We start from the raw sequence: 22,370 nt of genomic DNA, 5'->3' as shown, positions 1-22,370 counted from the left end.
TGCGATGAACCGTTGTGAGGTACTGATTGTCGGCGCCGGCCCCACCGGGCTGGTGCTGGCGTTGTGGCTGAGCAAACTGGGGGTGAAGGTACGCATCGTCGACCGCACCGCCGGCCCTGGCACCACCTCCCGGGCGCTGGCGGTACAGGCCCGAACCCTGGAGCTGTACCGCCAGCTGGACCTTACCTCGGCGATTCTCGAACAGGGCCACCGGGTGCCGGCGGCCAACCTGTGGGTCAAGGGCGAAGCCGCGGCGCGCCTGCCCTTCAGCGATATCGGTGCCGACCTTACCCCCTATCCCTTCCTGCACATCTACCCCAGGACCAGCACGAGCAACTGCTGATCGAACGCTTGCAAGGCTTTGGCGTGGAGGTGGAACGCCAGACCGATCTGCAGGGCTTTACCCAGGATGAGCGCGGGATCAGCGCGCAGTTGCACCACGCCGACGGCCTGCAGGCGCACTGCGAAGCGGCTTACCTGGCCGGCTGCGACGGCGCCCGCTCGACCGTGCGCAAGGCGCTGGGCATCGGCTTTCCGGGTGGTACCTACCAGCAAGTGTTCTATGTGGCCGATGTGCAGGCCCAGGGCCCGGCACTCAACGGTGAGCTGCATGTGGACCTGGACGAAGCGGATTTCCTGGCGGTCTTCCCCCTGGCGGGCAGTGGCCGTGCGCGCCTGATCGGCACCGTGCGCGATGAACGCGCCGAACACCCCGACACGCTGCGTTTCGAGGATGTCAGCCGACGGGCGATCGAGCATATGAAGGTGCAGGTGCAACAGGTGAACTGGTTTTCCACCTACCGGGTACATCACCGGGTGGCCGAGCAGTTCAGCCAGCAGCGGGCCTTCCTGCTCGGCGACGCCGCCCATGTACACAGCCCGGCCGGCGGCCAGGGCATGAACACGGGCATCGGCGATGCCATCAACCTGGCCTGGAAGTTGGCCAGCGTGTTGCGCGGCCAGGCCGAGGACAGCCTGCTCGACACGTTCGAGATCGAACGCAGCGCCTTTGCCAGGCGGCTGGTGGCAACCACCGACCAGGTGTTCAACTTCATCACCGCCGATGGCCGCCTGGCCGGCCTGCTGCGTACCCGCCTGGCGCCGCGGCTGTTCCCGCGGGTGGTGGCATTGAAGTCGGCGCGCGAGTTTCTGTTTCGCACCGTCTCGCAAATCGGCATCAACTACCGCGACATGCCGCTGAGCGTCGGCAGCGCGGGAGATATCCAGGGTGGCGATCGACTGCCCTGGGTGGCCGACGGTGGACGCGACAACTACAGCAGTCTTGCCCGCATGAGCTGGCAGGTGCAGGTATACGGCGCAGTGGGTGCCGACCTTGTGCAATGGTGCGGCACCCGTGGCATACCGGTGGAGGTGTTCAACTGGAGCGAAGCCCATGAAGCCGCCGGGCTGATGCGCGATGCCGTGTACCTGCTGCGCCCCGACAGCTACGTGGCCCTGGCCTGGAGCAATGCCGGGGCCGACGTGCTGGAGCAGTACTTTGCCGAACGCGGCCTGACCGGCCGCCTGTAGACGGACGTCAGATCATCGCCTCGCCGCTCTTGCGGGCCGCACGCACATCGCGCCAGAGGGTGACCAGCAGCACGATCAATACTCCCAGCGAGATCGCCGGCCAGACCAGAAAATACAGAGTCAACCACATACCACTTCTCCTTGGATCGAGGATTGTTCACGCTGGAACGAGGTCACCCGCGTTGCCAGCAGGTCGAAGTCGAAGCGCTCGTTGTTGCGCAGGCTCAGCGCCACGCAAACCACCGTGCTGACCCCATAGGCCGTCAGCGAACCCAATAGCACGATGTACTCGCGCAGGGTGCCGATGAACACCGGCAACATGAGCGCCAGCGCCAGCGCAGCCACCGCCAATGCCGCCGTGCGGCCGAAGAAGCCGAAGGTCATCAGCCCCAGTACCACTGCGCCACCGATTGCCGCGCAGACCTCGAAGAACACAGCTACCGCACCGTCGACCGGCACCAGCTCGAAGCGCACTACGGTGAACAGCAGCACCGCCGACAACACCGACCAGACAAACGCACGATTGTTGACCCGGTCCCAGTAGCAGCTGGCGATCACCGGGAACACGATCGCGCCCCACAAGGCGCCGACAAAGACCAGCATCACCAGGATGTCGAACTTGAGGCTGGCGAACACCACCCCGAACAGCGTGGCGATCACCATGGTCGCGCGTCCCCACCACAGCATGCGGCGCGGGTCGGGGTTGCCCCTGGCGAGGTTCTTGCCATACACATCGGTCATGACAATGGCCGAGAGTGCGGTGAGGTCGGAGTCGGCGGTCGATGACAGCGAGCCGATCACCAGGATGAAGAACAACGCGATACCGATGGGCGGCAGGTAGGTGGAGGCCATCTGCGGAATGATGTTGTTCATGTCGCCATTGACAGGCTCAAGGCCGGTGAACAGCGCCAGCAGGCCAAGCATGCCCAGCCCGATGACGATCGCGCCGTAACCGATGGTGGCGGTGAGGAAGGTGGGCTTGATGAGGTCTTCGCGTACGGCGAACAGGCGCTGGGCAATGGTCTGGTTGCCAATCGCGTAGGCCAGCACCGCGACAAAGTACGGGGCCCCCTGCTCCAGGATCGCCTTGGTGGAATAGAAGTCCGCCTGCTGGGCATCCAGGCGCCACATGTTGGCGGCCAGCAGGTCGGGACCACCGGCATTGAAGAAGATCAGCGGAATAATAATAACCGCGGCCAGGATCATCGCCACCAGTTGCGCGAAGTCGGTCATCACCGAGGCGCGAAAGCCCGACCACAGGGTATAGGACAACACGCCGAGGCCGGCGATCAGCACGCCCTGGATGAAGGTCAGCGGGCTGAGCATCGACACCAGTGCACCGGCGGCCGTGAAATTGACCATCAGGCTGATGCAACTGCCAATGATGTTGGACACCGCCATGATCATCTGGCTGGAGGTGCCGTGGCGGGCGTGAAGGATTTCGGCCAGGGTGTGGGCCTTGGGCGCCAGTTGGCGAAAGCGCTTACCGAAGGGATAGATGAACAGGATCATCAGCGCGCCCCAGAAGCCATAGTGCAATGGCCCGGAGAGGCCGTACTTGAAGCCTGAAGTGGCGCTGGCATAGAACGAGGCAGCCCAGATCCAGGTGGCGATCATGCTCGCGCTGGACAACCCGAAGCCCACGGCGCTGTTGGAGACCATGAAGCCATCGACGTTTTCGTTTTTCTCACGAATCAACAATGACAGCAGGAAGGTGGCGCCGTAGAAGCCGACCAGCAGCAGTATCGCTGAGGTGGCTGACAGCTGGTAAAAAGCAGTTTCTTGCATCGTGTTTTCCCTTGTCTTTCGCAGGTTCGGTCATGCATGACCAGAGGTGGCTGCGAGCAGGCCGTTTGCGCGGGATGCGATGGGCGGCGAGCCCCATGGCCGAGCCGTCGAAACACTGAGCAGAAATGCGGATGCGCGCAGACCTGCGCGAACGTGCAAGACGCGCCACCGGCGCGAGGTATCTGCAAAAAAGGCAGAGCGTGCTTCGACGCTTGGCGTCGGGTCACTGAGCGTGACCTGGATGGCGACCCCGCTGCTGCAGGGTCAAGGTGAATTGCGAGACGGGGAGTATAGGGATGTCGGGGGCGATGGTCCAGCCTAGGGATGGCGCCCCCTGTGCGCTACAGCGGGCGATCGGTCACACCGGCAGTTGCGAAGCGGTAGGTGGTCACCCCGCACAACAGCAGGCCGACCACGGCCAGCGAGCCTCCCACCAGGCCGATGTTGGCCAATCCCATGTGCACGCTGACCAGGCTGCCGATCAAGGCCCCGGCGCCGATACCGATGTTGTAGATCCCCGAGAACATCGCCATGGCAACGTCGGTGGCATCGGAGGCGAGGATCAGCACTTTTGACTGCAGCGCCAGGCTGAAGCACATGATCGAAATGCCCCAGAACACACTCAGCGTACCGAGCAGGCCGAAGTCGGCGGACAGCGGCAGCAACAGCAATAGGCAGGCCGCCAGCATGGCGATGGCGGCGATCAGGAAACCACTGGGGAAGCGCTCGCTGTAGCGACTGAACAGCACCGAGCCAAACACCCCGGCGCCGCCGAACAATAGCAGCAGCACGGTGGTCAGCTCGCCACTGATCTGCGCGACGTTCAAGGCGAAGGGCTCGATGTAGCTGTAGGCGGTGAACTGTGCGGCAATCACCAGCGCTACCAGCACGTACACCGTGACCAGCGCCGGACGCTTGAACAACACCGGCACACTGCGCAGCGAGCCCGAGTTCTGGCTGGGCAGCAACGGCAGCGACTTGACCAGGCAGATCAAGGTCGCCAGGGCTACGCCGCCAATCGCCAGGAAGGTGGTGCGCCAGCCCAGCGCCTCCCCCACTACCCGCCCCAGGGGAATGCCCATGACCATCGCCAGGGTGGTGCCGGTCGCCAGCAGCCCCAGGGCCTTGGCTTGTTGCCCAGGCGGCGCCACGCGCACGGCCAGCGATGCGGTGATGGCCCAGAACACGGCGTGGGCCAGCGCGATGCCGATACGGCTGAGCAACAGCATGCCAAAGCTCTGGGCCACGCCCGACAGCAGGTGGCTGACGATGAACAGCGCAAAGACAATGGTCAGCAACTTGCGCCGCTCGATGTTGCGCGTGAGCAGCATCATCGGCAGCGACGCCAGGGCCACCACCCAGGCATAGATGGTCAACATCAGGCCAACCTGGGCGGTAGGCATCTGGAAGCTTTCACCAATATCACTGAGCAGTGCCACCGGAACGAACTCGGTGGTATTGAAGATAAAGGCCGCCAGGGCCAGGGCGATCACACTGAGCCAGCTGCCGGCTCGCGCATCCACGGGGGTATTCATCGGTGGGGGTGTTACTCCAGATCGTTTGCAGTCGCAAGGCACGGATCGTGCGCCCAGCATGAAGCACCCAAGGCCATCGGACCTGAGTGGAAGCGTGTGCGCAGAGGAATTGGTTATAAGTATGCGGGGTATCGCTTGGCGGCAAGGATAGTACGTCGTTGGCCGGCTCACAACCGCGTGGCGGGCCGGCGGCGGCAGTTTCAGCGGGCACTGCTACACTGAATTCGCACGCGGAGGATTACACCATGTCCGACAAAGAAATCACCAAACTACTGACCCTTATCGACCATCGGCAGACTACATTGGCCAGCGCCTGCAAAGAGATTGCCGACTGGATCGACCGCCAGGGCGATATTCCGGTGGCCGGCAAGATCCGCGCCAGCCTCAAGGTGGTGGAGGCCGACGAAGCCCTGGTCAAGAAGACCCTGACCTCGCTCAACGTCGAACGGCCGCTGCCGCGTTTTCGCTGATCGTTGCCACACCCGACATAAGCTCAATCCGGCTTCATGGCTGTGCTGCCGCGTTTTCCATAATCGCGAGGACTTGTCATGCGTATGCGTACCCTTCTGCTTGCCGCCCTGCTTGTCGCCAGCCCGCTGGCGCTGGCCAAGACCGAATGTTCCAAGGCCGACAAGGTCCAGTGGCAGGACCCGGACAACTTCCAGCAAGAGCTGAAAAAGCAGGGTTACGAGATCAAGAAGTTCAAGATCACCGACGGCAACTGCTATGAGATCTACGGTTGGGACAAGGACAAGCGCAAAGTCGAAATCTACTTCGACCCGGTCACCGGCAAGAAGGTGAAGGAAGAGATCGACTGAGGTGAAGGCCGATACCCTGCGCCTCTGGGACCCATTGGTGCGGTTTTGCCACTGGTCGCTGGTGGTGGCCTTTGTCGGCGGTTACTTCTTTACCGAAGAAGGCGATGGCTGGCACCGCTGGCTGGGCTACTACGCCGTGGCCATCGTGCTGATCCGTACGCTCTGGGGTTTTGTCGGCACGTCTGCGGCGCGCTGGGTGGATTTCTGGCCAACCCCTGCCCGGCTCAAATGGCACCTGCACGCCTTGATCCACGGTGAGAACTATCACCGCCTCGGCCACTCGCCCATCGGCGCGCTGGTCATGGTACTGATGTTGCTGTTGATGGTCGGCCTGGGGCTCAGCGGCTTCCTGATGGAGGAAGTCGATTACTTCTGGGGTGAAGAACTGCCGCGCGATATTCATGAATACATGGCCAACATCTTACTGGGGCTGGTCTGTGTGCACATCGGCGCTGCCGTGTTCGAGAGCCTGCGCCTCAAGGAGAACCTGCCGCTGTCGATGATTACCGGTAAGCGGCGCAACCTCTGAAATCATTCGCGGGGCAAACCCGCTCCTGCAGGTAGGAGCAGGTTTGCCCCGCGATGCCGTTCATCAACCTCAGAAGCGGTAGTTGGTGCTCAGCTCCAGGGTACGTGGTGCGCCCGGGGTGATCAGGTCGACCGAGCCGTGGGCCGAGGCGTAGTAGTCGCGGTCAAAGACGTTGCGCAGGCGCAGCGCCATGTCCCACTTCGGCTGGTTGTACAGCAAGGCCGCATCTACCGTGGTGTACGACGGCATCACCACCACGTTGTCCAGCGCGGTGTAGCGCTCGTCCACATAGTTTGCGCCCATGCCCACCCGCCAGGTTTCGCTCAGGGAACGCACCAGCCACAGGTTGGCGCTGGTGCGCGGGGTCAGGGTCGGGGTCTGGCCTTCGTTAGGTACGCCATTGGTGCTGCTGTTGGATTTGGTGATTTCCGCATCCAGGAACGCGAAGCCGCCATACACCTGCCATTTGTCTGTCAACTGGCCACTGACCGTCGCCTCGAAACCATCGGTTCGCTGTTCGCCCGACAGCACCAGGTTGGCCGGGTTGGCCGGATCGGTGGTCTTCATGTTGGTGCGCTCCAGACGGAACAGCGCTGCGGTCACCGCCAGGCGGCTGTCGAGCAGGTCCCACTTGGCGCCGATTTCATAGTTGGTGGTTTCTTCGGGCTCCAGGCCCTGGTTGCCGGTGCTAAGGGCGAACACCTCGGAGGATGGCTGGTAGGAGCGGCTGACCGACACATAGTAGGACTGGATCTGGTCGGGCTGGAACACCAGGCCCACACGAGGACTCCAGGTGGTGTCGGTACGGGTAAGGTCGGCACCGCTGAGGTCATCGGCGTATTCCTGGTCGAACACGTCGTAGCGTACGCCGACCAGGGCCTTCCACTGCGGGGCCAGCTCGATCAGGTCCTGCACATAGAAGCCCGCGGTGTCCTGGGTGGTGGTGCCTTTGGCGGTCTGGCGGTTGGCCTGGAATGGCACGTCGACCAGTCCATCGCGGAACACCGGCACCTGGGCCACGTTGTTCTGGCTGAACACCGACTGGTCCTTGACCTGGCGGCCCAGTTCCATGCCATAGAGCAAGTTGTGGTTCATGCCGGCCAGTTGCGCCTGGTGCTTGAGCTCGGTCTGGTTGAACCAGCCGTCTTCGGTACGCTGCACGTTGCCACGGTTGAGCTTGACCAGCAGATCGCCGTTTGCGGCGGTGACAAAACGCGTGGGGCTGGTGTCGGCCAGGGTGTTGTTGCGGTCCAGGTCGTAATGGTAATAGCGACTGGTGTTGCTCAGGGTGAAGTCGTCGTTGAGGCGGTAATCAACCCCGGCGGTGAACGAGAACACTTCGCTGCGGGCGTAGTCGTCGTCCGGATCGCCGGCGCCGAAACGCTTGTCGCGGTCGACATCCACCGGCCGGTCGCCCAGGGCCGGAATCCCGAAGTCGATCAGGCGCTTGTCGTACAGGTAGGTGGCGCCTACGGTCAGGTCCAGGTCGTCGGAGAGCTTGAAATAGGCGGTCGGCGCGATGGCCTTGCGGTCGATGTAGCCGTCATCGCGAAAGGTGTCGCTGTCCTCCAGGGCACCGGTGACCCGAAAAGCCTTGTCGCCCTGCTGCTGGTCGGCCCAGCCGGCATCGAACTGGGTACGGCGCTTGCCTTCACTGTCGAAGCTTGCGCCCACTTCCTGCACCGGGCTGAAGGTGGGCTTCTTGCTGACGTTGTTGATCAGGCCGCCGGATGACCCGCGCCCGTAGAGTACGGCCGCCGGGCCCTTGATCACCTCGACTCGCTCGACGTTGGAAAGGTCGCGGTAGTACAGCGCATCGTCACGCAGGCCATCAACGTACATGTCGCCAATGGCGCTGAAGCCACGGATGGTGACCTGGTCGCGCTGGCCGTCGCCGTTGGACAGGCCAATGCCGGGCACGTTCTTGAGCACGTCTTCCATCGACTGTGCCCCCTGGTCCTTGATCACGCTTTGCGGCACGACGTTGACCGTCTGCGGGATGTCGCGCAGCGGTGCGTCGATCTTCAGCGCCGTTTTGCTTTCACTGGCCTTGTAGCTCTGTTCTTCATAACTGCTGTTGACCGAGGTTGCCGGAATGGCCAGGGTTTCGGCTTGCAGCGCTGGAGCGACCAGCATGCCCAGGACGGAGAGAGAAGCCGGGCGAATGCGCGAAAATGCCACCATGCGTTCCTTTTTTTATTTGTAAAGATTGTAAAGGGGCGCGAATGGTAACGATTTGTAAATGAGAAGTGAATGCTTTTACTGCGAAAATATTTGAAGCCACGCACAAAAAAGCCAGGCTGCCGTTCTTGACGGCAGCCTGGCTTGTTCATCGCGAGCGACGCGGGGCAAGCCCGCGTCTACAGCGAGCTGGCGATCAATGCATGTGTTCGTGGCCGTGCATTTCGGCGTTCAGTGCGCGCACCGGAGCCTTGATCTCGAGGGTCTGCTTCTGGCCCTTGGCGTCTTCGATCACCAGGGTCAGGGGCACCTGCTCGCCCTCCTTGACCTGTTGCTTGAGCTTCATGAGCATCACGTGATAGCCGTTGGGGTCGAGGCTGACCGCCTTGCCGGCCGGCAGCTCGACGCTTTGCACCTGCTTCATGCCCATGACGTCGTTGTCCATGGTCATCTGGTGTACCTGGACGATCTCGGCCACAGGCGATTGCACGTCCACCAGCTTGCTGTCGCTACTGGCGGTCAAGGTCATGAAGGCACCGGTGGACTGCTGGTGCGCCACGGTGGCGCGCACCCAGGCATCGGTGACGCTGGTGTCGGCGAAGGCCGGCAACGCCAGGCCGAAAACAGCCAGGGCGGCCAGGGTGCGTTTGAGAGTTGGGTAGCGCATCAACATACCTCCATGACCGTGAGCAGATCTTCCGTGCACTCTTTGGCGGTCAGTGAATGAGACAGTCCCAGGCGCAGCTGGCCACGGGAGTCGAAGACATAGCTGGTCGAGGTGTGCGAGATCGTATAGGTATCGCCCGCCGGGACCTTTTCATAGAACACGCCGAATTCCTTGGCGGCTGCGGCGGTTTCCTCGAGGGTGCCGGACAGCGCCACGAACGAGGGATCAAACGCCTTGACGTAGGCATCGAGCACTTCGGGCGTGTCGCGCTCCGGGTCCAGGCTGATGAACACCACCTGCAAAAAGCCGCCATCGCGGCCCATCAGCTTCTTGATCTGCGCCGCGCGCGCCAGGGTGGTCGGACACACCGCCGGGCACTGGGTAAAGCCGAAGAACACCATCGGCATGGTGCCCCAGAAGCTGGACAGCGTACGTTCGTTGCCCTGGGTGTCTTTGAGTTTGAAGGAGCGGCCAAGGATCTTGTTGCTCATGTCCTTGCCGTACTTGAACGACAAGGCGCCACCGCCTCTGTCGCAACCTGCCAGAACCCCGAGGCTCAGCAGGCTGATCCCGGCCATGACCTGGCGCCGGGTCAGTAAATCAGTCATGTAACCATCCTTTTGGGAGGGTGTTGCGCCTCGTAGGTGAGGCCTGTCGAAAAAGCGCGACATTTTGTCATGTGGGCCGCCCAGGGTTCCAGCGCCGATCGCCCCGTACGTCTGTAACCCTTTAGTTTCGGGGTGCGGCCCGTTGTCGCAGAATGTGACAAGAACCTCATCCGGCCTTTCCAGCCTGATCACCCTGCGCGGCTTTGCGCCAAGGGTTTCAGAAAGCCTATCTGTTTCGCTATATATTTTTGTATATTGCGAAGCGGGCAGACTGGCCAGACGAGAAGGCAGATGGAAAACATGCTGTATCAGGACACTCCGAACTCACCCACCGGCGTGACCTATGTGAGCGAACGACTGGTCGAGAAAAAACCCAATGAACCGGGCCGGCGCAATCGCGCGCTGATTTTGCGGGTCGCAGCCAAGGCCTTCGCCCGTAACGGCTTCGCCGCTACCACCCTGAGCGAGGTGGCGAAGCTGAGCGGCCTGCCCAAGGCCAACGTCAACTACTACTTCCAGTCCAAGGAAAACCTTTACCGGCAGGTGCTCGACAGCGTTGCCCAGCGCTATCTGGACGCGTTCGCCCAGTTGCACCCCGGCAATGCCCCACGGCCGGCACTGGAGCGTTTGATCGGCGCCAAACTCAAGATCATCCGCACGCGCCCCTGGGCGGCGAGAGTCTTCGTGGCAGAGATGATGCACGGTGCGCGGCACTTGCCCGGCGAACACGCCGCGCGCCTGCAGGATGAAGTGGGTAAAGCCGTTGCGTGCCTGCAGCAGTGGATCGACAACGGCCAACTGGTCGCTGTGGACGCCCGGCACCTGCTGATCAGCCTGTGGGCGACCACCCAGGCCTATGCCAATTTTGGCGCGCACTTTGCAAACGATGCGCACAAGGACAAGCCCCGCGACGAGGACCTCGACCACGCCGTCGCCAGCATCACTCGCCTGGTGCTGCAAGGGGTGTTGCCGGGTTAGACCGCCTGCGCCTGGGCGTCGTCGGCCACCACGCAATTTCGCCCCCCCGCCTTGGCCCGGTACAGGCGCTGGTCGGCGTGCTTGAGAATCGCCTCGGGTGTCGGCGTGTCCGCGCTGCGGCAGGCCACACCGATAGAGATCGTGAGGGTGCCCACTTGAGCTATTTCGGTGCTGGCAAGGGTCTGGCGGATACGTTCGGCAATATCCCTGGCCGCTTCCAGGCTGGCCTCGGGCAACACCAGCACGAACTCCTCTCCCCCGGCCCGGCAGCCCAGGTCCTGGTCCCGGGAGCACTGGCGGATAATGCCTGCCACCTGCTTGAGGGCCACGTCGCCTGCATCATGGCCGAAACTGTCGTTGACCCGTTTGAAGTGGTCGATGTCGAGCGCCAGTACCGCATAGTGCCGGCCCGACTGATCAAGCGCCTGAAGGGCCGCATCCATCGCACGGCGGTTGGCCAGCCCCGTCAACGCATCGCTTTGCGCGGCGTGGCTGAGGCTGCCGATCTGCTGTTGCACCAGTTGCACGCTGTTGAACAATGCCCGGCGAATGGCTGCGACCTCTTCGTACCAGGCATTGATGCCACGCAAGTCCTCGGTGGCGGCCGGGTCCGAGAGGTGGGTCGCGCTTTTGGCCAGTTGCCGCAAGGGCCGGGTGATCAGCATGGTACCGAGCAGAATCAACACCAGGCCTACCAGCCCGGCCGGCACGATCTTGATCAACATATCGCGCATCAGCTTGTTCAGCGGCGCCAGCGCCAGGTCCCGTGGCTGCTGCGCGACCACTGCCCAGTTGGCATTCGTCACCTGGGCGTAACCGGCGAGCATTTGAATGCCCTTGTAGTTCGGTACATCCATCGCCCCGTTCTCGCCCCTCAAGGCTGCATCGACGGTCGGGCTCGAAGTGAGCACCTCGCCAATGCGCGCATGATCGGAGTGGTACAGCAGGCGCCGGTTCTCGTCGGCAACGAAGGCGTACGTGCCGTCATGGTGATAGTGGTTGCCGATCAGCGTGTGCAGCACACCTTGCTGGCGGATGAACACCGACGCGCCGATAACACCTAGAAACTGGCCCTTCGCGCTGAAGATGGGGTTGGAAATGAACACGATCAGGTTGCCCGCTACCGTCACGTAGGCATGACTGACCAGTGGACGGCGTTCCTTCAGCGCCTGCTGGATTTCCTCGGACTTGAGGGTGGTGCCCGTGATGTGCGCCTGGTCGGGGTAGGCCTGCACGACCTTGCCGCTGGCATCGATGATGCGCACGGCGTTGAAGTCGGTGTCCTGGCCATGAAGGCGGACGGCTTCGTCCCGGAGCAATTGAGGGTTGCCGAAATCCTCGGCAACCCTCTGGCTGCTGTACCCCAGGTGCTGATGCGCCGAGCTCAGGAACTGCCCGATGCTGGAGGCCACCTTCGAGGCATAGGCGCGGTTGGCTTCCAGCCGTGAGTGGACCAGCGCATCGCGTTGCACCCCGTAAGCCACCCACAAGCTGTTGCACAGCGTGGCCATGACCGCGAGGAGGACGAAAGTAAGAATCAGGCCGCGCAGGCTTATGGAACTCGGACGTAAGTACTTCATGCTTCCTGCCGTAAGAAGATCCCGCGCTTGAGCCTAGCTGTTCTGGATCGCGGGGCAAGCTCGCACACAGCCCGTGATTATGGATGGCTAGACCACATCCACCCACTGCGCGCCGACCAAGGTCGCCATGTGCCCCGGCTCGATGCGTACGGCCGCGTTGGGCGCACCGCCCGCCGGGAACACTACCGGGAAGCTCTTGAGCGAGACATCGCAGTACACCGGCAACGGCCGGGCCAGGCCGAACGGACAGACGCCGCCGACCGGGTGGCCGGTCGCCTCTTCGACCTGCGCGGCATCGAGCATGCGCGCCTTGACGCCAAAGTGCTGTTTGTATTTGCGGTTGTCCAGGCGTGCATCGCCACGGGTGACCAGCAGGATGACTTCCTCGCCCACCCGCAGCGACAGGGTCTTGGCGATCTGGCCATGCTCGACACCCAGGGCCTCGGCGGCCAGGGCGACGGTGGCGGTGCTGGTGCCCAGCTCCACCACTTCGATGTCGGGGGCGTGATGGGCGAAATAGGCCCGGACTGACTGCAAGCTCATGGTTTGTCCTTGTTATCGAGGCGTTGCGATTTGACACAAAGCCCCAATGGAACATGACACCGCCACGCTTGGCAAGCGCAGCGCCGGTCAGTGCAGCGCCCGGGTTACCAGGTAGTTCTGCAAGTCGGGCTCATCAGTGAGCTCGATCATCCGGGTGGGTCGCGGCAGGTTGTCGAGCACCTTGCGCCAGAACGCCTGAGCGGTTTCGTCCTGGTCGTAGAAACGGATCAGCCAGTCGCTCTCCCCGCTCATCAATACCTGGCTGGCCAATGCGCTGGCGATGCCCTTGCGACGATAACGCTTGAGGATGAACAGGTCGGCCAACTCCAGCGCGTTGAGCCCCGGCAGTTCACTGCGCTCGATCAGCATGAAACCTGCAATGAAGCCATCGACCAGGATCAGGTTGGCGCTCCAGTCCGGCTCTTGCCAATAGCGCAGCAGATGCTCGTCGTGAACGTAGAAGCGGCCGTCCACCTCGACGTCCTCCTGTTCCCAGTCCGAGGACTCGTAGGCATAGAACTGGTACAGGTTGCGGATCAGTTCGACATGCTCCGGGCCGGTCTGCAGCAGCTCGACGGTGAGCTCGCTCATGACCGGGCCTCGTGGACGGTCGGGCAGGAATCGTGGATCGAAAGCATAGGGATCTCGGTCTATAAACAAGGGTGCCTGTTTGGCGGGCACCATTGTTATCAATGCCGGATCGCGGGGCAAGCCCGCTCCTACAAGGAGGTCCTTGATGAGCCCGATCGACCCACCACCGATGCGCCGGCGCACCGCCGTCGCCTACGCCATCGGCCTGCCCCTGGCACTGCTGGCCTTGATCTTCCTGCCCGCCGGCAACCTCGGCTGGGCACCGGGATGGTGGTTTCTGGGTGTAATGGTGGTGGGCTTCGGCGTCTCGGCATTGGTACTTGCACGGGTCAATCCGGTGATCTACCGCGCCCGCAGCCGCTTTCAACCTGGCACCAAAGGCTGGGACAAGGCGTTGCTGGCCATGATTCTGCCGGCGATGACGGCGGTGCTGCCTGTGGCGGCGCTGGATGCCGGGCGCTTTCATGGATCGGCGGTGCCGACCTGGCTGGTACTGCTGGGTTACCTCGGCATGCTGGCCGGGATCGCGGTCACCGCCTGGGCACAGGCCGTCAATCCCTTCTTCGAGCCCGGCGTGCGCATTCAGTCCGAGCGCCAGCAACGGGTGATCGACAGCGGCCCCTACGGTGTTGTCCGTCACCCAGGCTACATCGCCGCACTCTGGTTGTTCTTCGGCATGGCCCTGGCTTTGGGCTCGTTCTGGGCATTGCTTCCGGCCACCCTGGCCGCAGCGCTGCTGATCGTGCGCACTGGCTGGGAAGACCGACTGCTGCAGACCGGGCTTGCCGGCTATGCCGACTATACCCGGCGCGTGCGCTGGAAACTGATTCCCGGACTTTGGTAGAGGTGGCGCTCCCCCCGTCGAGCGCCGCGTTGCGCTCGATCAGTAAGTGCCGCGCAGGGTCAGCATGAAGTTGCGCGGGTCGCCGTAGTAGTTACCGTAGGTCGAGGTACCGACGGTCTGATAGTACTTCTTGTCGAACAAGTTGTTGCCGTTGAGCGCCAGGTCCCAGTGCTCGTCCAGTGTGTAGTCCACCAGCGCGTTCCAGGTGGCATAGCCGCCCTGGCTGAAGTCGAACGGCACGTTGCTCTGGGCCGCGCTGCCATCGGCATTGAAGCGCGTGGTGGTACCCGACACATACGTGGCGCTCTGCACCTGCACGCCGCCACCGACCTTGAAGTCCTGCAGCACGCCAGGCAGGCGGTAGGTGGTGTAGAGCTTGAACAGGTGCTTGGGCATCACCGTGCTCAGGGGCGAATCGGCGCTGCGGTTGCGATTGAGGTTGAAGGTGTAGCCACCGATCAGGGTCCAGTCCGGCAGCAGCTCGCCCGAGGCTTCGATGTCGACGCCCTTGCTCACCACCTTGCCGTTGCTCAGGTAGCAGCAACTGCCGGCGAACAGGCTGCTGGTACCGGCGTAGGCCGGGTCGATCACCGCCTCGTTTTCGCGAGTGGTGTAGTACAGGGCGATGTTGGTGTTCAAGGCGCCATCGAACAGCTCGCCCTTGAGGCCGGTCTCGTAGGTCTTGCCTTTCATGGGCTCGATCGGGCTGCCCGGCTGCGGGCCGGACAGTTTGTTGGCCTGCGGTTTGTAGATTTCCGAGTAGCTGGCATAGGCCGACCACTGGTCGTTCAGGTCATAGACCACACCGCCGAAGGGGGTGAGCTTGGTACCGATGCGCTGGTCGACATCCGACACCGGGCTCCACACATCGCCGTTACGGGTCTGGTAGGTCTGGTTGAAGTGATAGCGCTGGGCGCGGGCGCCGACGATCAGGTGCAACGGCTCGGCCAGTTGCAGGCGCAGGCTGGAGTACAGGCCGTACTGACGCTGGGCGTTGGGGTTGTAGTCGCGGCTGTAGTCGGTGTGGTTGGCCGGCTCCTCCCAGGGCGTGGCGCCCGGATCGAAGACGTCCACCGGCCCGCCGAAGCCCGGATGCGGCGCAGTGCCCAGCCAGCGGCTGTCGATGCGCTGGTAGTCGGCACCCAGCACCAGTTGATGATCGAGGCCAAAGGCCTGGAAGTCACCGGCCAGGTTGACGTCGTACAAGTGCTGCTCGTTTTCCTGGCGGCTCTGGGTGCCGTACCAGGTCACGCCAGTGCCGGTGGTGGGGTTGACCGCGTTGAGGGTGCTGGCGGTCTTGAACCAGGACACATCCCAGATGTTGGTGTACGACAGGTTGAGCTTCCAGTCGTCGTTGAAGCGGTGATCGTACTTGGCGAAGTACTCACGCGCGGTGGTGTCGGCAAACGCCCAGTTCTGGGTCAGGCCGGTGTGCCGGGGCAGGCCCAGGTCGGCGCCATCGCTGTAGCGTGGCACCGAGCTCTGCGTGCCGTTCTCATGGGATTTGTTGTACCGGACGCCGAAGGTGAGCATGTCGGCGTCGGTGATATCGGCTTCCATCACGCCGTACACCAGCGGCTTTTGCGTGCTGCGCTTGTCGACGAAGTACTGACGGTCGGTGTTGGCCACCACCAGGCGCCCCCGCAGGCGACCGTCCCAGCCCATCGGGCCGGTGAGGTCCAGCTCCTGGCGGTAGTTGTCCCAGCTGCCGGCGCTCAGGGTCAGCTTGAGCTGGTTGTAGGCCATCGGCCGCTTGCGCACCAGGTTGATAATCCCGCCAGGGTCGCCCGACCCACCGAACAGGGCCCCCGAACCCCGCAGCACTTCGACGTGGTCGAACTCGGCCAGGTCAAAGATGTTCGAGGAATAGAACGAGCCCATGGCAGTGCCCAGGGCCTGGGGCGCGGCGCCGTCGATCTGCAGGTTCTGGATGGAGAAGCCGCGGGAAATGAAGTCCTGGATACGGAAGGTGGTGCTCTGGGTAATCACCCCCGGGGTGGCCTTCATCGCCTCGTTGATGTCGGTCATCTGCTGGTCTTCGATCAGCTGGCGGGTAATCACCGAGATCGACTGCGGCGTTTCTCTCAGGCTGGTGGGCGACTTGGAGCCAACGCTGATCAGGCCCGGCGCGTAGCTGCCAGTGTTCTCCGTGCTTTCCCCCATGCCCTGGCCGGCAACCGTGGTCACACCCAGCTCAAGGGTTTGCCCGGACTGCAGGTCGACCACCGGCAACAGCACGTACCCCTTGTCACTCTGGCTGATGCGATAGCCGCTGCCGTCGAGCAAGGTGGCAAAGCCGTCCTCCACGGAGTAGGTGCCGATCAGGCCATGGCTGGTACGCCCTGCCAGATCATCGGCCTGGAACACCAGCGCCACACCGGCTTGCTGGGCAAAGCGGTTCAGCGCGGTGCCCAGCGGCCCGGCCGGAATGTCGTAGCGCTGCTGGGACTGGGCCACGGCCAGCTGCGGCATGGCCACGACCACCCCGGCACAGGCCAGGTGGATACACAGCGCTATGGGGCTCAGGGTCGGTGAAGCAGCAAATCGACGCATGGTGAAACGGCTCCTGTTTTAATCATGTTGGCCCTTTGCTTGACGGGCCACGCTGACAATGCGGAACCGATGGGAATGATTATTTTTCCGCAGGCAGTCGTTCGATGCGCGTCCACAGCGGGGTGAACGACTGCAGGCGGATCGGCAAGGCCTGGGCCAGCAACTGCAACGCACGCTCGGTATCGTCCAGCGGCAACACGGCAGACACCTTCAGGTCGGCCAGGGCCGAGGCATCGAATTGCACATGCCCGCGACGCTGGCGCCCGAGTGCCTCCAGCACCTGGGGCAGCGGCCATTGCTCGACCACTAGTTGATGCCCCTGCCAGGCCTGCTCGAAGCTGGCGGGGTCGATATCCGGCAGCCGGCCAAGCGCATCAGGGCGCACCCACACACGCCCACCGCTGCGCACCTGCAGCGACTGGCTGTGGTCCGCGCTTTGTGCCGCCACGCTGGAGTGCAGCATGCTCAACTCGCTCTGCTCGTCTCCACGGCTGACCACGAAGCGCGTGCCCAGGGCCGTGAAACTACCGTCGTCGGTCACGACCACGAACGGCCGGCCGGGATCGGGCGCAACGTCCACCAGCACCTGTCCGCGCTGCAGCTCGACACGGCGCTGGCCATTGTCGAAGTTCAGATCGACAGCGCTGTTGCCATACAGGGTGATGCGCGAGCCGTCCTCCAGCGTGCGGGTTTGCCACTCGCCAGGCGCGGTGTGCAGGTCGACGAACAGGTCATCGACGCGATATCCGCCCAGGTGCATTGCCAGGCCCAGGCTGGCCAGCAACACGCCGATGCCCAGCAGATGGCGCGCGCGCGGTATCTTGCTGCGGCGCTTGCCGCTGACCTCCAATGCGGCCCGCACGGCACGGCGCTGCGTGCGCAGGCTGTGCAGTTGCGCAACCACGCTGTCGATGCGGTCGAAGGTGGCCTGGTGACGGCTGTCGAGCTGGCGCCAGCGCTCGAACGCCTGGCGCTCCTGCTCGCTCAGTTCACCTTCGCTCAGGCGCAGGACCCACTCGGCAGCCTGGGCCTCGATGCTGTCATCGGCGTGCACCGGCCTCACACATCCAGTGCCTGGTTGCAGTGCATCAGCGCCTGCAGCAGGTACTTGCGCACCATGCGTTCGGACACCGCCAGGCGCTGCGCAATCTGCACCTGGGTCAGCTCGTCGAGGTAATAATCGACAAAGGCCTGGCGCACCTTGTCGGTCAGGCCTTCGAGCACGAAGGCGATCTGTTCCAGGGCTTCGAGGGTGGTGAGGATCTGCTCGGGTGACTGATGGCCTTCGAGCACGTCGACGGTCAGGGCCAGCTCGCGCAGGTAGGCGTCTTCGATATGTTGGCGGCGAGCCTTGTCGATGATCAACCGGCGCGCGGTGGTGCTGAGGAATGCCCGCGGCTCGCGAATGCCCACCAGCGAATCCCGTGAGCCCAGGATGCGCAGGAACGTATCCTGGGCGGTGTCGGCGGCATTCTGCGGGCAACGCAGTTTGCGTCGCAGCCAGGTGAACAACCATCCATGGTGCTCGCTGTACAGCTCATGGATCGCACGTTGGAAGGTCGGCTCGGCAGCAGACATGGACGCACCTGGCAGGGATGTAAGTGAGAATTGTTCCGAATGGTATCGACACAACGGTCTGCCGGCAACCGTAGAATCGGCAGGCGCCTGCCATTCAGCCCAACGCGCAGCTCCACAACTCCACCGCAGGCTGGCTCGCCTGTGGCGGCCCCAACCAGTGGCTCAAGGCCAGGCAGCGGCCATCGATACACAAGTGATAGTCCCCGGCCTCGGGCGAACGCCCCAGGCGCAGGGGCTGCAAGGGTGGCAACTGGCGCTGGAAGCGCCAACTGCCGTCATGCAGGCGGGCATCGTCGGGGATTTCCATACCCGCGCCGGAGCCCTTCACACGCGCCTCGCCCAGCAGCAACCCCGAGGGCGTGACGCGATAATCCTCTTCCCAGCGGATCTTCTCGATGCTGTGGTTCCAGGCCAGGGTGAAGTCGCTCAGCAGCAGCTGACTCCACACCACTCCGGCCAGGCCCATGCACAATCCGATCACGCCAGCGCCGCCACCCTGCGGGTACGCCACAGGTGCTGGCCGAGCAGCAGCAAGCCCAGGGCAAAGCCCACTTCATCGGTAAGCGGCACTGCCAGGATCAGCAGGCCGCCCGCGAGCAGCGCCAGCAAACGTTCCCACCAGGCCAGCGGCCCGGCCAGATAGCCGATCGACGCCGCGCCCCAGAGCCCGATGGCAAAGGCTGCCTTGCCTATCATGTAGACACTCGCCCACACGCTGTCGCCTTGCAGCATCAGCGCCGAGTCGTACACCGCCATGAACGGCACCACGAAACCGGCAGCGGCAATACGCACGGCCCACAGGCTGATCTTCAGGCCCGACGCCCGGGCGATCGGCGCAGCGGCGAAGCAGGCCAGTGCCACCGGTGGCGTGAGGTCTGCGAGGATCCCGAAGTAGAACACGAACATGTGCGAAACGATCAGGGGAACGCCGAGTTCCATCAATGCCGGCGCGGCGATGGAGCTGGTGATGATGTAGTTGGGGATGGTCGGGATGCCCATGCCCAGTACCAGGCAGGTAAGCATGGTCAGCACCAGCGACAGCAGCAGGCTGTCTTCACCGATGGCCAGGATGTAGCCGGCAAAGGTGGTGGCGATACCGGTGAGGCTGACGATGCCGATGATCACCCCCACCAGCGCACAGGCGATACCCACCGGCACGGCATGGCGGGCACCTTCGACCAGCGCATTGAGGCAGACCCGCAAGGTATCGCGCCCGCCCTTGATGAACCAGCACACCGCTACCAGGGCCGCGATCACCGCAAAGATCACACTGATACCCAACTGGAAGAACCCGGCGCACAGAACACCCAGCGCGATCCAGAACGCTATCCGCAAGCCGTTGCTGGACACCTTGAGAATCAGTGCCGAACCGAGAATGACGATCGCCGTCAGGGCAAGGCCGATAGTGCCCGAGAACAAGGGCGTGCGGCCGGAGAACAACAGGTAGACGAGCACGAACAAGGGAATCAGCAGGTACCAGCGTTCACGTACCGCGGCCCAGGCATTCGGGCACTGGTCCTTGGGCAGGCCCTTGAGGTCGGCCTGCTTGGCCGACAGATGAACCATCCAGAACACCGAGCCGAAAAACAGCAGCGCCGGGATCAGCGCAGCCTTGGCCACTTCGATATACGGCACATTGATGGTCTCGGCCATGATGAACGCCACTGCGCCCATCACCGGCGGCATCATCTGGCTGCCCATGCTGGCGGTGGCCTCGACGCCACCGGCAAAGGCCGACTTGTACCCGGAGCGCTTCATCAACGGAATGGTGAACTGCCCGGTGGTGACCACGTTGGCCACCCCGGAGCCGGTGATGGTACCCATCAGTGCCGAGGACACCACCGACACCTTGGCCGGGCCGCCCACCTTGTGACCGAACAGGCCCATGGAGAAGTCGGTGAACAGCTTGATCATGCCGGCCTGCTCGAGGAAGGCACCGAACAGGATGAACAGGAAGATGTAGCTGGCCGATACATAGGTCGGCGTGCCGTACAGCCCCTCTGTACCAAAGGACAGCTGGTTGACGATCTGGTCCAGGCCGTAGCCGCGATGGGCCAGCTCGCCCGGCAGGTATTCGCCGAACAGGCCATAGGCCAGGAACAGCCCGCAGATGATCGGCAAGGCACTTCCCATAACCCGACGTGCGGCTTCGAAGACCATGACGATCAGGATCAGTCCGATCACCATGTCCGCCTGGGACAGGTCACCCGATCGCTGGATCAGATCGCCTTCGAACCACCACTGGTACAACGCCGTGCCCAGACCCAGCAACCCCAGCAACCAGGCCAGGGGCTGGTAGGGGCGCGCCTTGCCCAGGGCCGGGTAGCTGAGGAACACCAGCATCAGCAAGAAGCCCACGTGCCCGGCACGTTGCACCTGGCTCGAGAACGGGTGGAAGGCTGCGGTGATTATCTGGAAGGTGGTAAAGGCCAGGGCGACGAAAAACAGCGCCTTGGGCCAATTGCCAACACCGGCCGTCAGGCCCTGTGGTTGTTCACTCATGGATCGGTACCTCGGTGATCACAAACGCGCAACAAGTCGAGCCTGGCGATACCAGGCCCGACCGGCGAATACGCGGGGGGAGTTAAAGGGCACCTTGCTCTTTGTAGTAACGCTCGGCGCCGGGGTGCAGGGGAATGGGCAGGTTCTGGGTCGCCGTCTCGAGCGCGATGTCCTTGGCCACGGAGTGGGCAGTGGACAGGCGGTTGAGGTTGTCGAACATCAGCTTGGTCATCTGGTAGGCCAGCTCGTCGGAGACTTTCTCCTGGCTGACCAGGATGTTGGCCACCGCCGCCGTCGGCACGTCCGTGTCCTGGCCGTCGTAGGTGCCGGCTGGGATGATGCCAGTCTGGTAGGCCGGGTTACCGATGCTGGCGACGACATCGTCAGGAATGGCCACGAAGCGGATCTTCATGGTCGAGGCCAGATCACGAATAGCCGCCATACCCAGGCCGGCCGACTGCAAGGTGGCATCGAGCTGGCGGTTCTTGATCAACTCGACCGACTCGGCGTAGGGCAGGTACTCGACCTTGCCCATGTCGTCATAGGAGAGGCCGGCAGCCTTGAAGATCGCCCGGGCGTTGAGCTCGGTACCCGACTTGGGCGCGCCTACCGAAATGCGCTTGCCCTTGAGGTCGGCCAGGGTCTTGATGCCGGACTCTTCGCTGGCAACCACCTGGATGTAGTTGGGGTAGGTACTGGCGATCGCCCGGAGTTTTTTCAGCGGCGTCTTGAAGCCCGCTTCCTCCTCGCCATTCCAGGCGTCGGCCACCGAATCGGCCAGGGCCAGTGCCAGTTCGCCACGGCCGGCTTGCAGCAGGTTGAGGTTTTCAACCGACGCCTTGGTTGCCTGCACTGACGTCCTGGAACCCTCGATACCCGCGCTGTAGGCCTGCGAAAGGCCTACGCCAATGGGGTAGTACACCCCGCTGGTTCCGCCGGTGAGGATATTGATGAAGGTGGGAGCGGCGAATGCCGCAGTGCTGGCGGTGAGGGCCGCCGCGGCAGCAAAAAGGCCCAGGCGCATGCTTGGTCGCATAGGGTTGACTCCACGATGATTTTGTTTTTCGAACCCCGGATTATAGGTATCGCCTACTTGATACCTCCTTCGGAAAGCTCTGAAAAAAACGTCAAGATTGTCTGCCCTGCTGGCCCCCTGCCCTCCGTCACATTGGCAAACTCACTTTCCTTTCAATAGCTTAGGTAGGCATCATGCGGGCTTATGGATTGACCCTTGCAACCGTTTTTCTCGCCACACTCTCCCTTGGCGCCCACGCCAAGGCACTGGGCCAGAATGATCGCTACGTGTGTAGCTGGGGGTCGGATATAGCTGCCGGCGCGCAACAATCGAAGCTTTCCGGGGTGACCCTGTACTCGGCGCGCAAACGGCTGCAGGTGCGCAAGTTCCCCAAGCCCTGGATGCGCATGACCGCCATGGGCATCACCGAGCAGACCTACAACAGCCAGTCGCGCCTCAAGCCTGCCGCCATCAAGCAGACCTACTACGAGCAGTGTGTTCGCCACGCGGTGGCACGCAGGTAACCGTCG

21 protein-coding genes and 1 pseudogene are annotated in these 22,370 nt (G+C 63.1%); 7 read left to right on the top strand and 15 right to left on the bottom strand.

What is annotated here, in order from left to right; genetic code table 11:
- Positions 1 to 4 precede the first annotated feature (4 nt).
- Positions 5 to 1,530, top strand: a pseudogene (locus tag NPS58_RS04520) (FAD-dependent monooxygenase).
- Between the two features lie 7 nt (positions 1,531 to 1,537).
- Here the strand turns inward: NPS58_RS04520 and NPS58_RS04515 are convergent.
- The 3 genes from NPS58_RS04515 to NPS58_RS04505 all read right to left on the bottom strand — a co-directional run bounded on the left by NPS58_RS04515 (position 1,538) and on the right by NPS58_RS04505 (position 4,853).
- The gene (locus NPS58_RS04515) at positions 1,538 to 1,660 is read right to left on the bottom strand and encodes a putative transporter small subunit (RefSeq protein ID WP_274113910.1); all 123 of its coding nucleotides are present in this window, start codon (positions 1,658 to 1,660) and stop codon (positions 1,538 to 1,540) included.
- The gene (locus tag NPS58_RS04510) at positions 1,651 to 3,318 is read right to left on the bottom strand and encodes a sodium:solute symporter family protein (protein WP_274113908.1); all 1,668 of its coding nucleotides are present in this window, start codon (positions 3,316 to 3,318) and stop codon (positions 1,651 to 1,653) included. Before NPS58_RS04510 ends, NPS58_RS04515 begins: the two co-directional genes overlap by 10 nt.
- A 341-nt stretch (positions 3,319 to 3,659) precedes the next feature.
- The gene (locus tag NPS58_RS04505) at positions 3,660 to 4,853 is read right to left on the bottom strand and encodes a sugar transporter (RefSeq protein ID WP_274113906.1); all 1,194 of its coding nucleotides are present in this window, start codon (positions 4,851 to 4,853) and stop codon (positions 3,660 to 3,662) included.
- 245 nt (positions 4,854 to 5,098) lie between these two features.
- On the opposite strand from NPS58_RS04505, the gene NPS58_RS04500 reads away from it, so the two are divergent.
- From NPS58_RS04500 to NPS58_RS04490, 3 genes are all read left to right on the top strand, one after another.
- Positions 5,099 to 5,323, top strand: coding sequence for a hypothetical protein (locus tag NPS58_RS04500; protein ID WP_274113904.1), 225 nt, complete (start codon positions 5,099 to 5,101; stop codon positions 5,321 to 5,323).
- An 84-nt stretch (positions 5,324 to 5,407) separates the two neighbouring features.
- Complete coding sequence (locus NPS58_RS04495; RefSeq protein WP_274115355.1) at positions 5,408 to 5,671, top strand: PepSY domain-containing protein; 264 nt, start codon at positions 5,408 to 5,410, stop codon at positions 5,669 to 5,671.
- Between the two features lies 1 nt (position 5,672).
- A complete protein-coding gene (locus tag NPS58_RS04490) occupies positions 5,673 to 6,200 on the top strand; it encodes a cytochrome b/b6 domain-containing protein (RefSeq protein WP_274113902.1) in 528 nt (175 codons plus the stop codon).
- A 69-nt stretch (positions 6,201 to 6,269) separates the two neighbouring features.
- On the opposite strand, the gene NPS58_RS04485 is transcribed toward NPS58_RS04490, so the two are convergent.
- From NPS58_RS04485 to NPS58_RS04475, 3 genes are all read right to left on the bottom strand, one after another.
- Positions 6,270 to 8,384: a TonB-dependent receptor gene (locus NPS58_RS04485; protein ID WP_274113900.1), complete on the bottom strand. Its 2,115-nt coding sequence runs from the start codon at positions 8,382 to 8,384 to the stop codon at positions 6,270 to 6,272.
- A 193-nt stretch (positions 8,385 to 8,577) separates the two neighbouring features.
- Entirely contained in the window at positions 8,578 to 9,048 is a 471-nt protein-coding gene (locus tag NPS58_RS04480; RefSeq protein WP_274113898.1) for a copper chaperone PCu(A)C, read from the bottom strand.
- Positions 9,048 to 9,656 (bottom strand): SCO family protein, encoded by a 609-nt coding sequence (locus tag NPS58_RS04475; RefSeq protein WP_028941709.1) that lies wholly within the window; start codon positions 9,654 to 9,656, stop codon positions 9,048 to 9,050. The genes NPS58_RS04480 and NPS58_RS04475 overlap by 1 nt, the downstream gene beginning before the upstream one ends.
- Before the next feature lie 291 nt (positions 9,657 to 9,947).
- Here NPS58_RS04475 and NPS58_RS04470 point away from each other — a divergent pair, with 291 nt between their 5' ends.
- Positions 9,948 to 10,634, top strand: coding sequence for a TetR/AcrR family transcriptional regulator (locus NPS58_RS04470; RefSeq protein WP_274113896.1), 687 nt, complete (start codon positions 9,948 to 9,950; stop codon positions 10,632 to 10,634).
- Here the strand turns inward: NPS58_RS04470 and NPS58_RS04465 are convergent.
- The 3 genes from NPS58_RS04465 to NPS58_RS04455 all read right to left on the bottom strand — a co-directional run bounded on the left by NPS58_RS04465 (position 10,631) and on the right by NPS58_RS04455 (position 13,348).
- Positions 10,631 to 12,214, bottom strand: a complete 1,584-nt coding sequence (locus NPS58_RS04465; RefSeq protein WP_274113893.1) for a sensor domain-containing diguanylate cyclase — start codon at positions 12,212 to 12,214, stop codon at positions 10,631 to 10,633. The genes NPS58_RS04470 and NPS58_RS04465 overlap by 4 nt on opposite strands.
- A gap of 87 nt (positions 12,215 to 12,301) precedes the next feature.
- The gene (locus NPS58_RS04460) at positions 12,302 to 12,757 is read right to left on the bottom strand and encodes a YbaK/EbsC family protein (protein ID WP_274113891.1); all 456 of its coding nucleotides are present in this window, start codon (positions 12,755 to 12,757) and stop codon (positions 12,302 to 12,304) included.
- An 87-nt stretch (positions 12,758 to 12,844) separates the two neighbouring features.
- Positions 12,845 to 13,348, bottom strand: a complete 504-nt coding sequence (locus NPS58_RS04455) for a GNAT family N-acetyltransferase (RefSeq protein ID WP_274113889.1) — start codon at positions 13,346 to 13,348, stop codon at positions 12,845 to 12,847.
- A 145-nt stretch (positions 13,349 to 13,493) separates the two neighbouring features.
- Between NPS58_RS04455 and NPS58_RS04450 the strand changes: the two genes are divergently transcribed.
- Positions 13,494 to 14,192, top strand: a complete 699-nt coding sequence (locus NPS58_RS04450; RefSeq protein WP_274113887.1) for a methyltransferase family protein — start codon at positions 13,494 to 13,496, stop codon at positions 14,190 to 14,192.
- A 39-nt stretch (positions 14,193 to 14,231) separates the two neighbouring features.
- On the opposite strand, the gene NPS58_RS04445 is transcribed toward NPS58_RS04450, so the two are convergent.
- The 6 genes from NPS58_RS04445 to NPS58_RS04420 all read right to left on the bottom strand — a co-directional run bounded on the left by NPS58_RS04445 (position 14,232) and on the right by NPS58_RS04420 (position 21,861).
- Positions 14,232 to 16,745, bottom strand: a complete 2,514-nt coding sequence (locus NPS58_RS04445) for a TonB-dependent siderophore receptor (RefSeq protein WP_274113885.1) — start codon at positions 16,743 to 16,745, stop codon at positions 14,232 to 14,234.
- A gap of 79 nt (positions 16,746 to 16,824) precedes the next feature.
- The gene (locus NPS58_RS04440) at positions 16,825 to 17,799 is read right to left on the bottom strand and encodes a FecR family protein (RefSeq protein ID WP_274113883.1); all 975 of its coding nucleotides are present in this window, start codon (positions 17,797 to 17,799) and stop codon (positions 16,825 to 16,827) included.
- Positions 17,800 to 17,804: 5 nt separating this feature from the next.
- Positions 17,805 to 18,323, bottom strand: coding sequence for a sigma-70 family RNA polymerase sigma factor (locus NPS58_RS04435; RefSeq protein WP_274113881.1), 519 nt, complete (start codon positions 18,321 to 18,323; stop codon positions 17,805 to 17,807).
- Positions 18,324 to 18,417: 94 nt separating this feature from the next.
- Positions 18,418 to 18,804 (bottom strand): DUF1850 domain-containing protein, encoded by a 387-nt coding sequence (locus NPS58_RS04430; RefSeq protein ID WP_274113879.1) that lies wholly within the window; start codon positions 18,802 to 18,804, stop codon positions 18,418 to 18,420.
- Entirely contained in the window at positions 18,801 to 20,825 is a 2,025-nt protein-coding gene (locus NPS58_RS04425) for a TRAP transporter permease (protein WP_274113877.1), read from the bottom strand. The genes NPS58_RS04430 and NPS58_RS04425 overlap by 4 nt, the downstream gene beginning before the upstream one ends.
- An 82-nt stretch (positions 20,826 to 20,907) precedes the next feature.
- Complete coding sequence (locus NPS58_RS04420; protein ID WP_274113875.1) at positions 20,908 to 21,861, bottom strand: TAXI family TRAP transporter solute-binding subunit; 954 nt, start codon at positions 21,859 to 21,861, stop codon at positions 20,908 to 20,910.
- A 173-nt stretch (positions 21,862 to 22,034) separates the two neighbouring features.
- Here NPS58_RS04420 and NPS58_RS04415 point away from each other — a divergent pair, with 173 nt between their 5' ends.
- A complete protein-coding gene (locus NPS58_RS04415; RefSeq protein WP_274113873.1) occupies positions 22,035 to 22,364 on the top strand; it encodes a hypothetical protein in 330 nt (109 codons plus the stop codon).
- Positions 22,365 to 22,370 lie beyond the last annotated feature (6 nt).

Source organism: Pseudomonas putida (genome assembly GCF_028682455.1).
GTDB lineage: Bacteria > Pseudomonadota > Gammaproteobacteria > Pseudomonadales > Pseudomonadaceae > Aquipseudomonas > Aquipseudomonas putida_AA.
The sequence above is the reverse complement of the archived record's forward strand: the minus strand, read 5'-3'. Positions and strand labels throughout refer to the sequence as shown.

Coding starts and splice junctions, on each gene's coding strand:
- NPS58_RS04515 (WP_274113910.1), bottom strand. CDS start 1,660: ATGTGGTTGACTCTGTATTTTCTGGTCTGGCCGGCGATCTCGCTGGGA.
- NPS58_RS04510 (WP_274113908.1), bottom strand. CDS start 3,318: ATGCAAGAAACTGCTTTTTACCAGCTGTCAGCCACCTCAGCGATACTG.
- NPS58_RS04505 (WP_274113906.1), bottom strand. CDS start 4,853: ATGAATACCCCCGTGGATGCGCGAGCCGGCAGCTGGCTCAGTGTGATC.
- NPS58_RS04500 (WP_274113904.1), top strand. CDS start 5,099: ATGTCCGACAAAGAAATCACCAAACTACTGACCCTTATCGACCATCGG.
- NPS58_RS04495 (WP_274115355.1), top strand. CDS start 5,408: ATGCGTACCCTTCTGCTTGCCGCCCTGCTTGTCGCCAGCCCGCTGGCG.
- NPS58_RS04485 (WP_274113900.1), bottom strand. CDS start 8,384: ATGGTGGCATTTTCGCGCATTCGCCCGGCTTCTCTCTCCGTCCTGGGC.
- NPS58_RS04480 (WP_274113898.1), bottom strand. CDS start 9,048: ATGCGCTACCCAACTCTCAAACGCACCCTGGCCGCCCTGGCTGTTTTC.
- NPS58_RS04475 (WP_028941709.1), bottom strand. CDS start 9,656: ATGACTGATTTACTGACCCGGCGCCAGGTCATGGCCGGGATCAGCCTG.
- NPS58_RS04470 (WP_274113896.1), top strand. CDS start 9,948: ATGGAAAACATGCTGTATCAGGACACTCCGAACTCACCCACCGGCGTG.
- NPS58_RS04465 (WP_274113893.1), bottom strand. CDS start 12,214: ATGAAGTACTTACGTCCGAGTTCCATAAGCCTGCGCGGCCTGATTCTT.
- NPS58_RS04460 (WP_274113891.1), bottom strand. CDS start 12,757: ATGAGCTTGCAGTCAGTCCGGGCCTATTTCGCCCATCACGCCCCCGAC.
- NPS58_RS04455 (WP_274113889.1), bottom strand. CDS start 13,348: ATGAGCGAGCTCACCGTCGAGCTGCTGCAGACCGGCCCGGAGCATGTC.
- NPS58_RS04450 (WP_274113887.1), top strand. CDS start 13,494: ATGAGCCCGATCGACCCACCACCGATGCGCCGGCGCACCGCCGTCGCC.
- NPS58_RS04445 (WP_274113885.1), bottom strand. CDS start 16,745: ATGCGTCGATTTGCTGCTTCACCGACCCTGAGCCCCATAGCGCTGTGT.
- NPS58_RS04435 (WP_274113881.1), bottom strand. CDS start 18,323: ATGTCTGCTGCCGAGCCGACCTTCCAACGTGCGATCCATGAGCTGTAC.
- NPS58_RS04425 (WP_274113877.1), bottom strand. CDS start 20,825: ATGAGTGAACAACCACAGGGCCTGACGGCCGGTGTTGGCAATTGGCCC.
- NPS58_RS04420 (WP_274113875.1), bottom strand. CDS start 21,861: ATGCGACCAAGCATGCGCCTGGGCCTTTTTGCTGCCGCGGCGGCCCTC.
- NPS58_RS04415 (WP_274113873.1), top strand. CDS start 22,035: ATGCGGGCTTATGGATTGACCCTTGCAACCGTTTTTCTCGCCACACTC.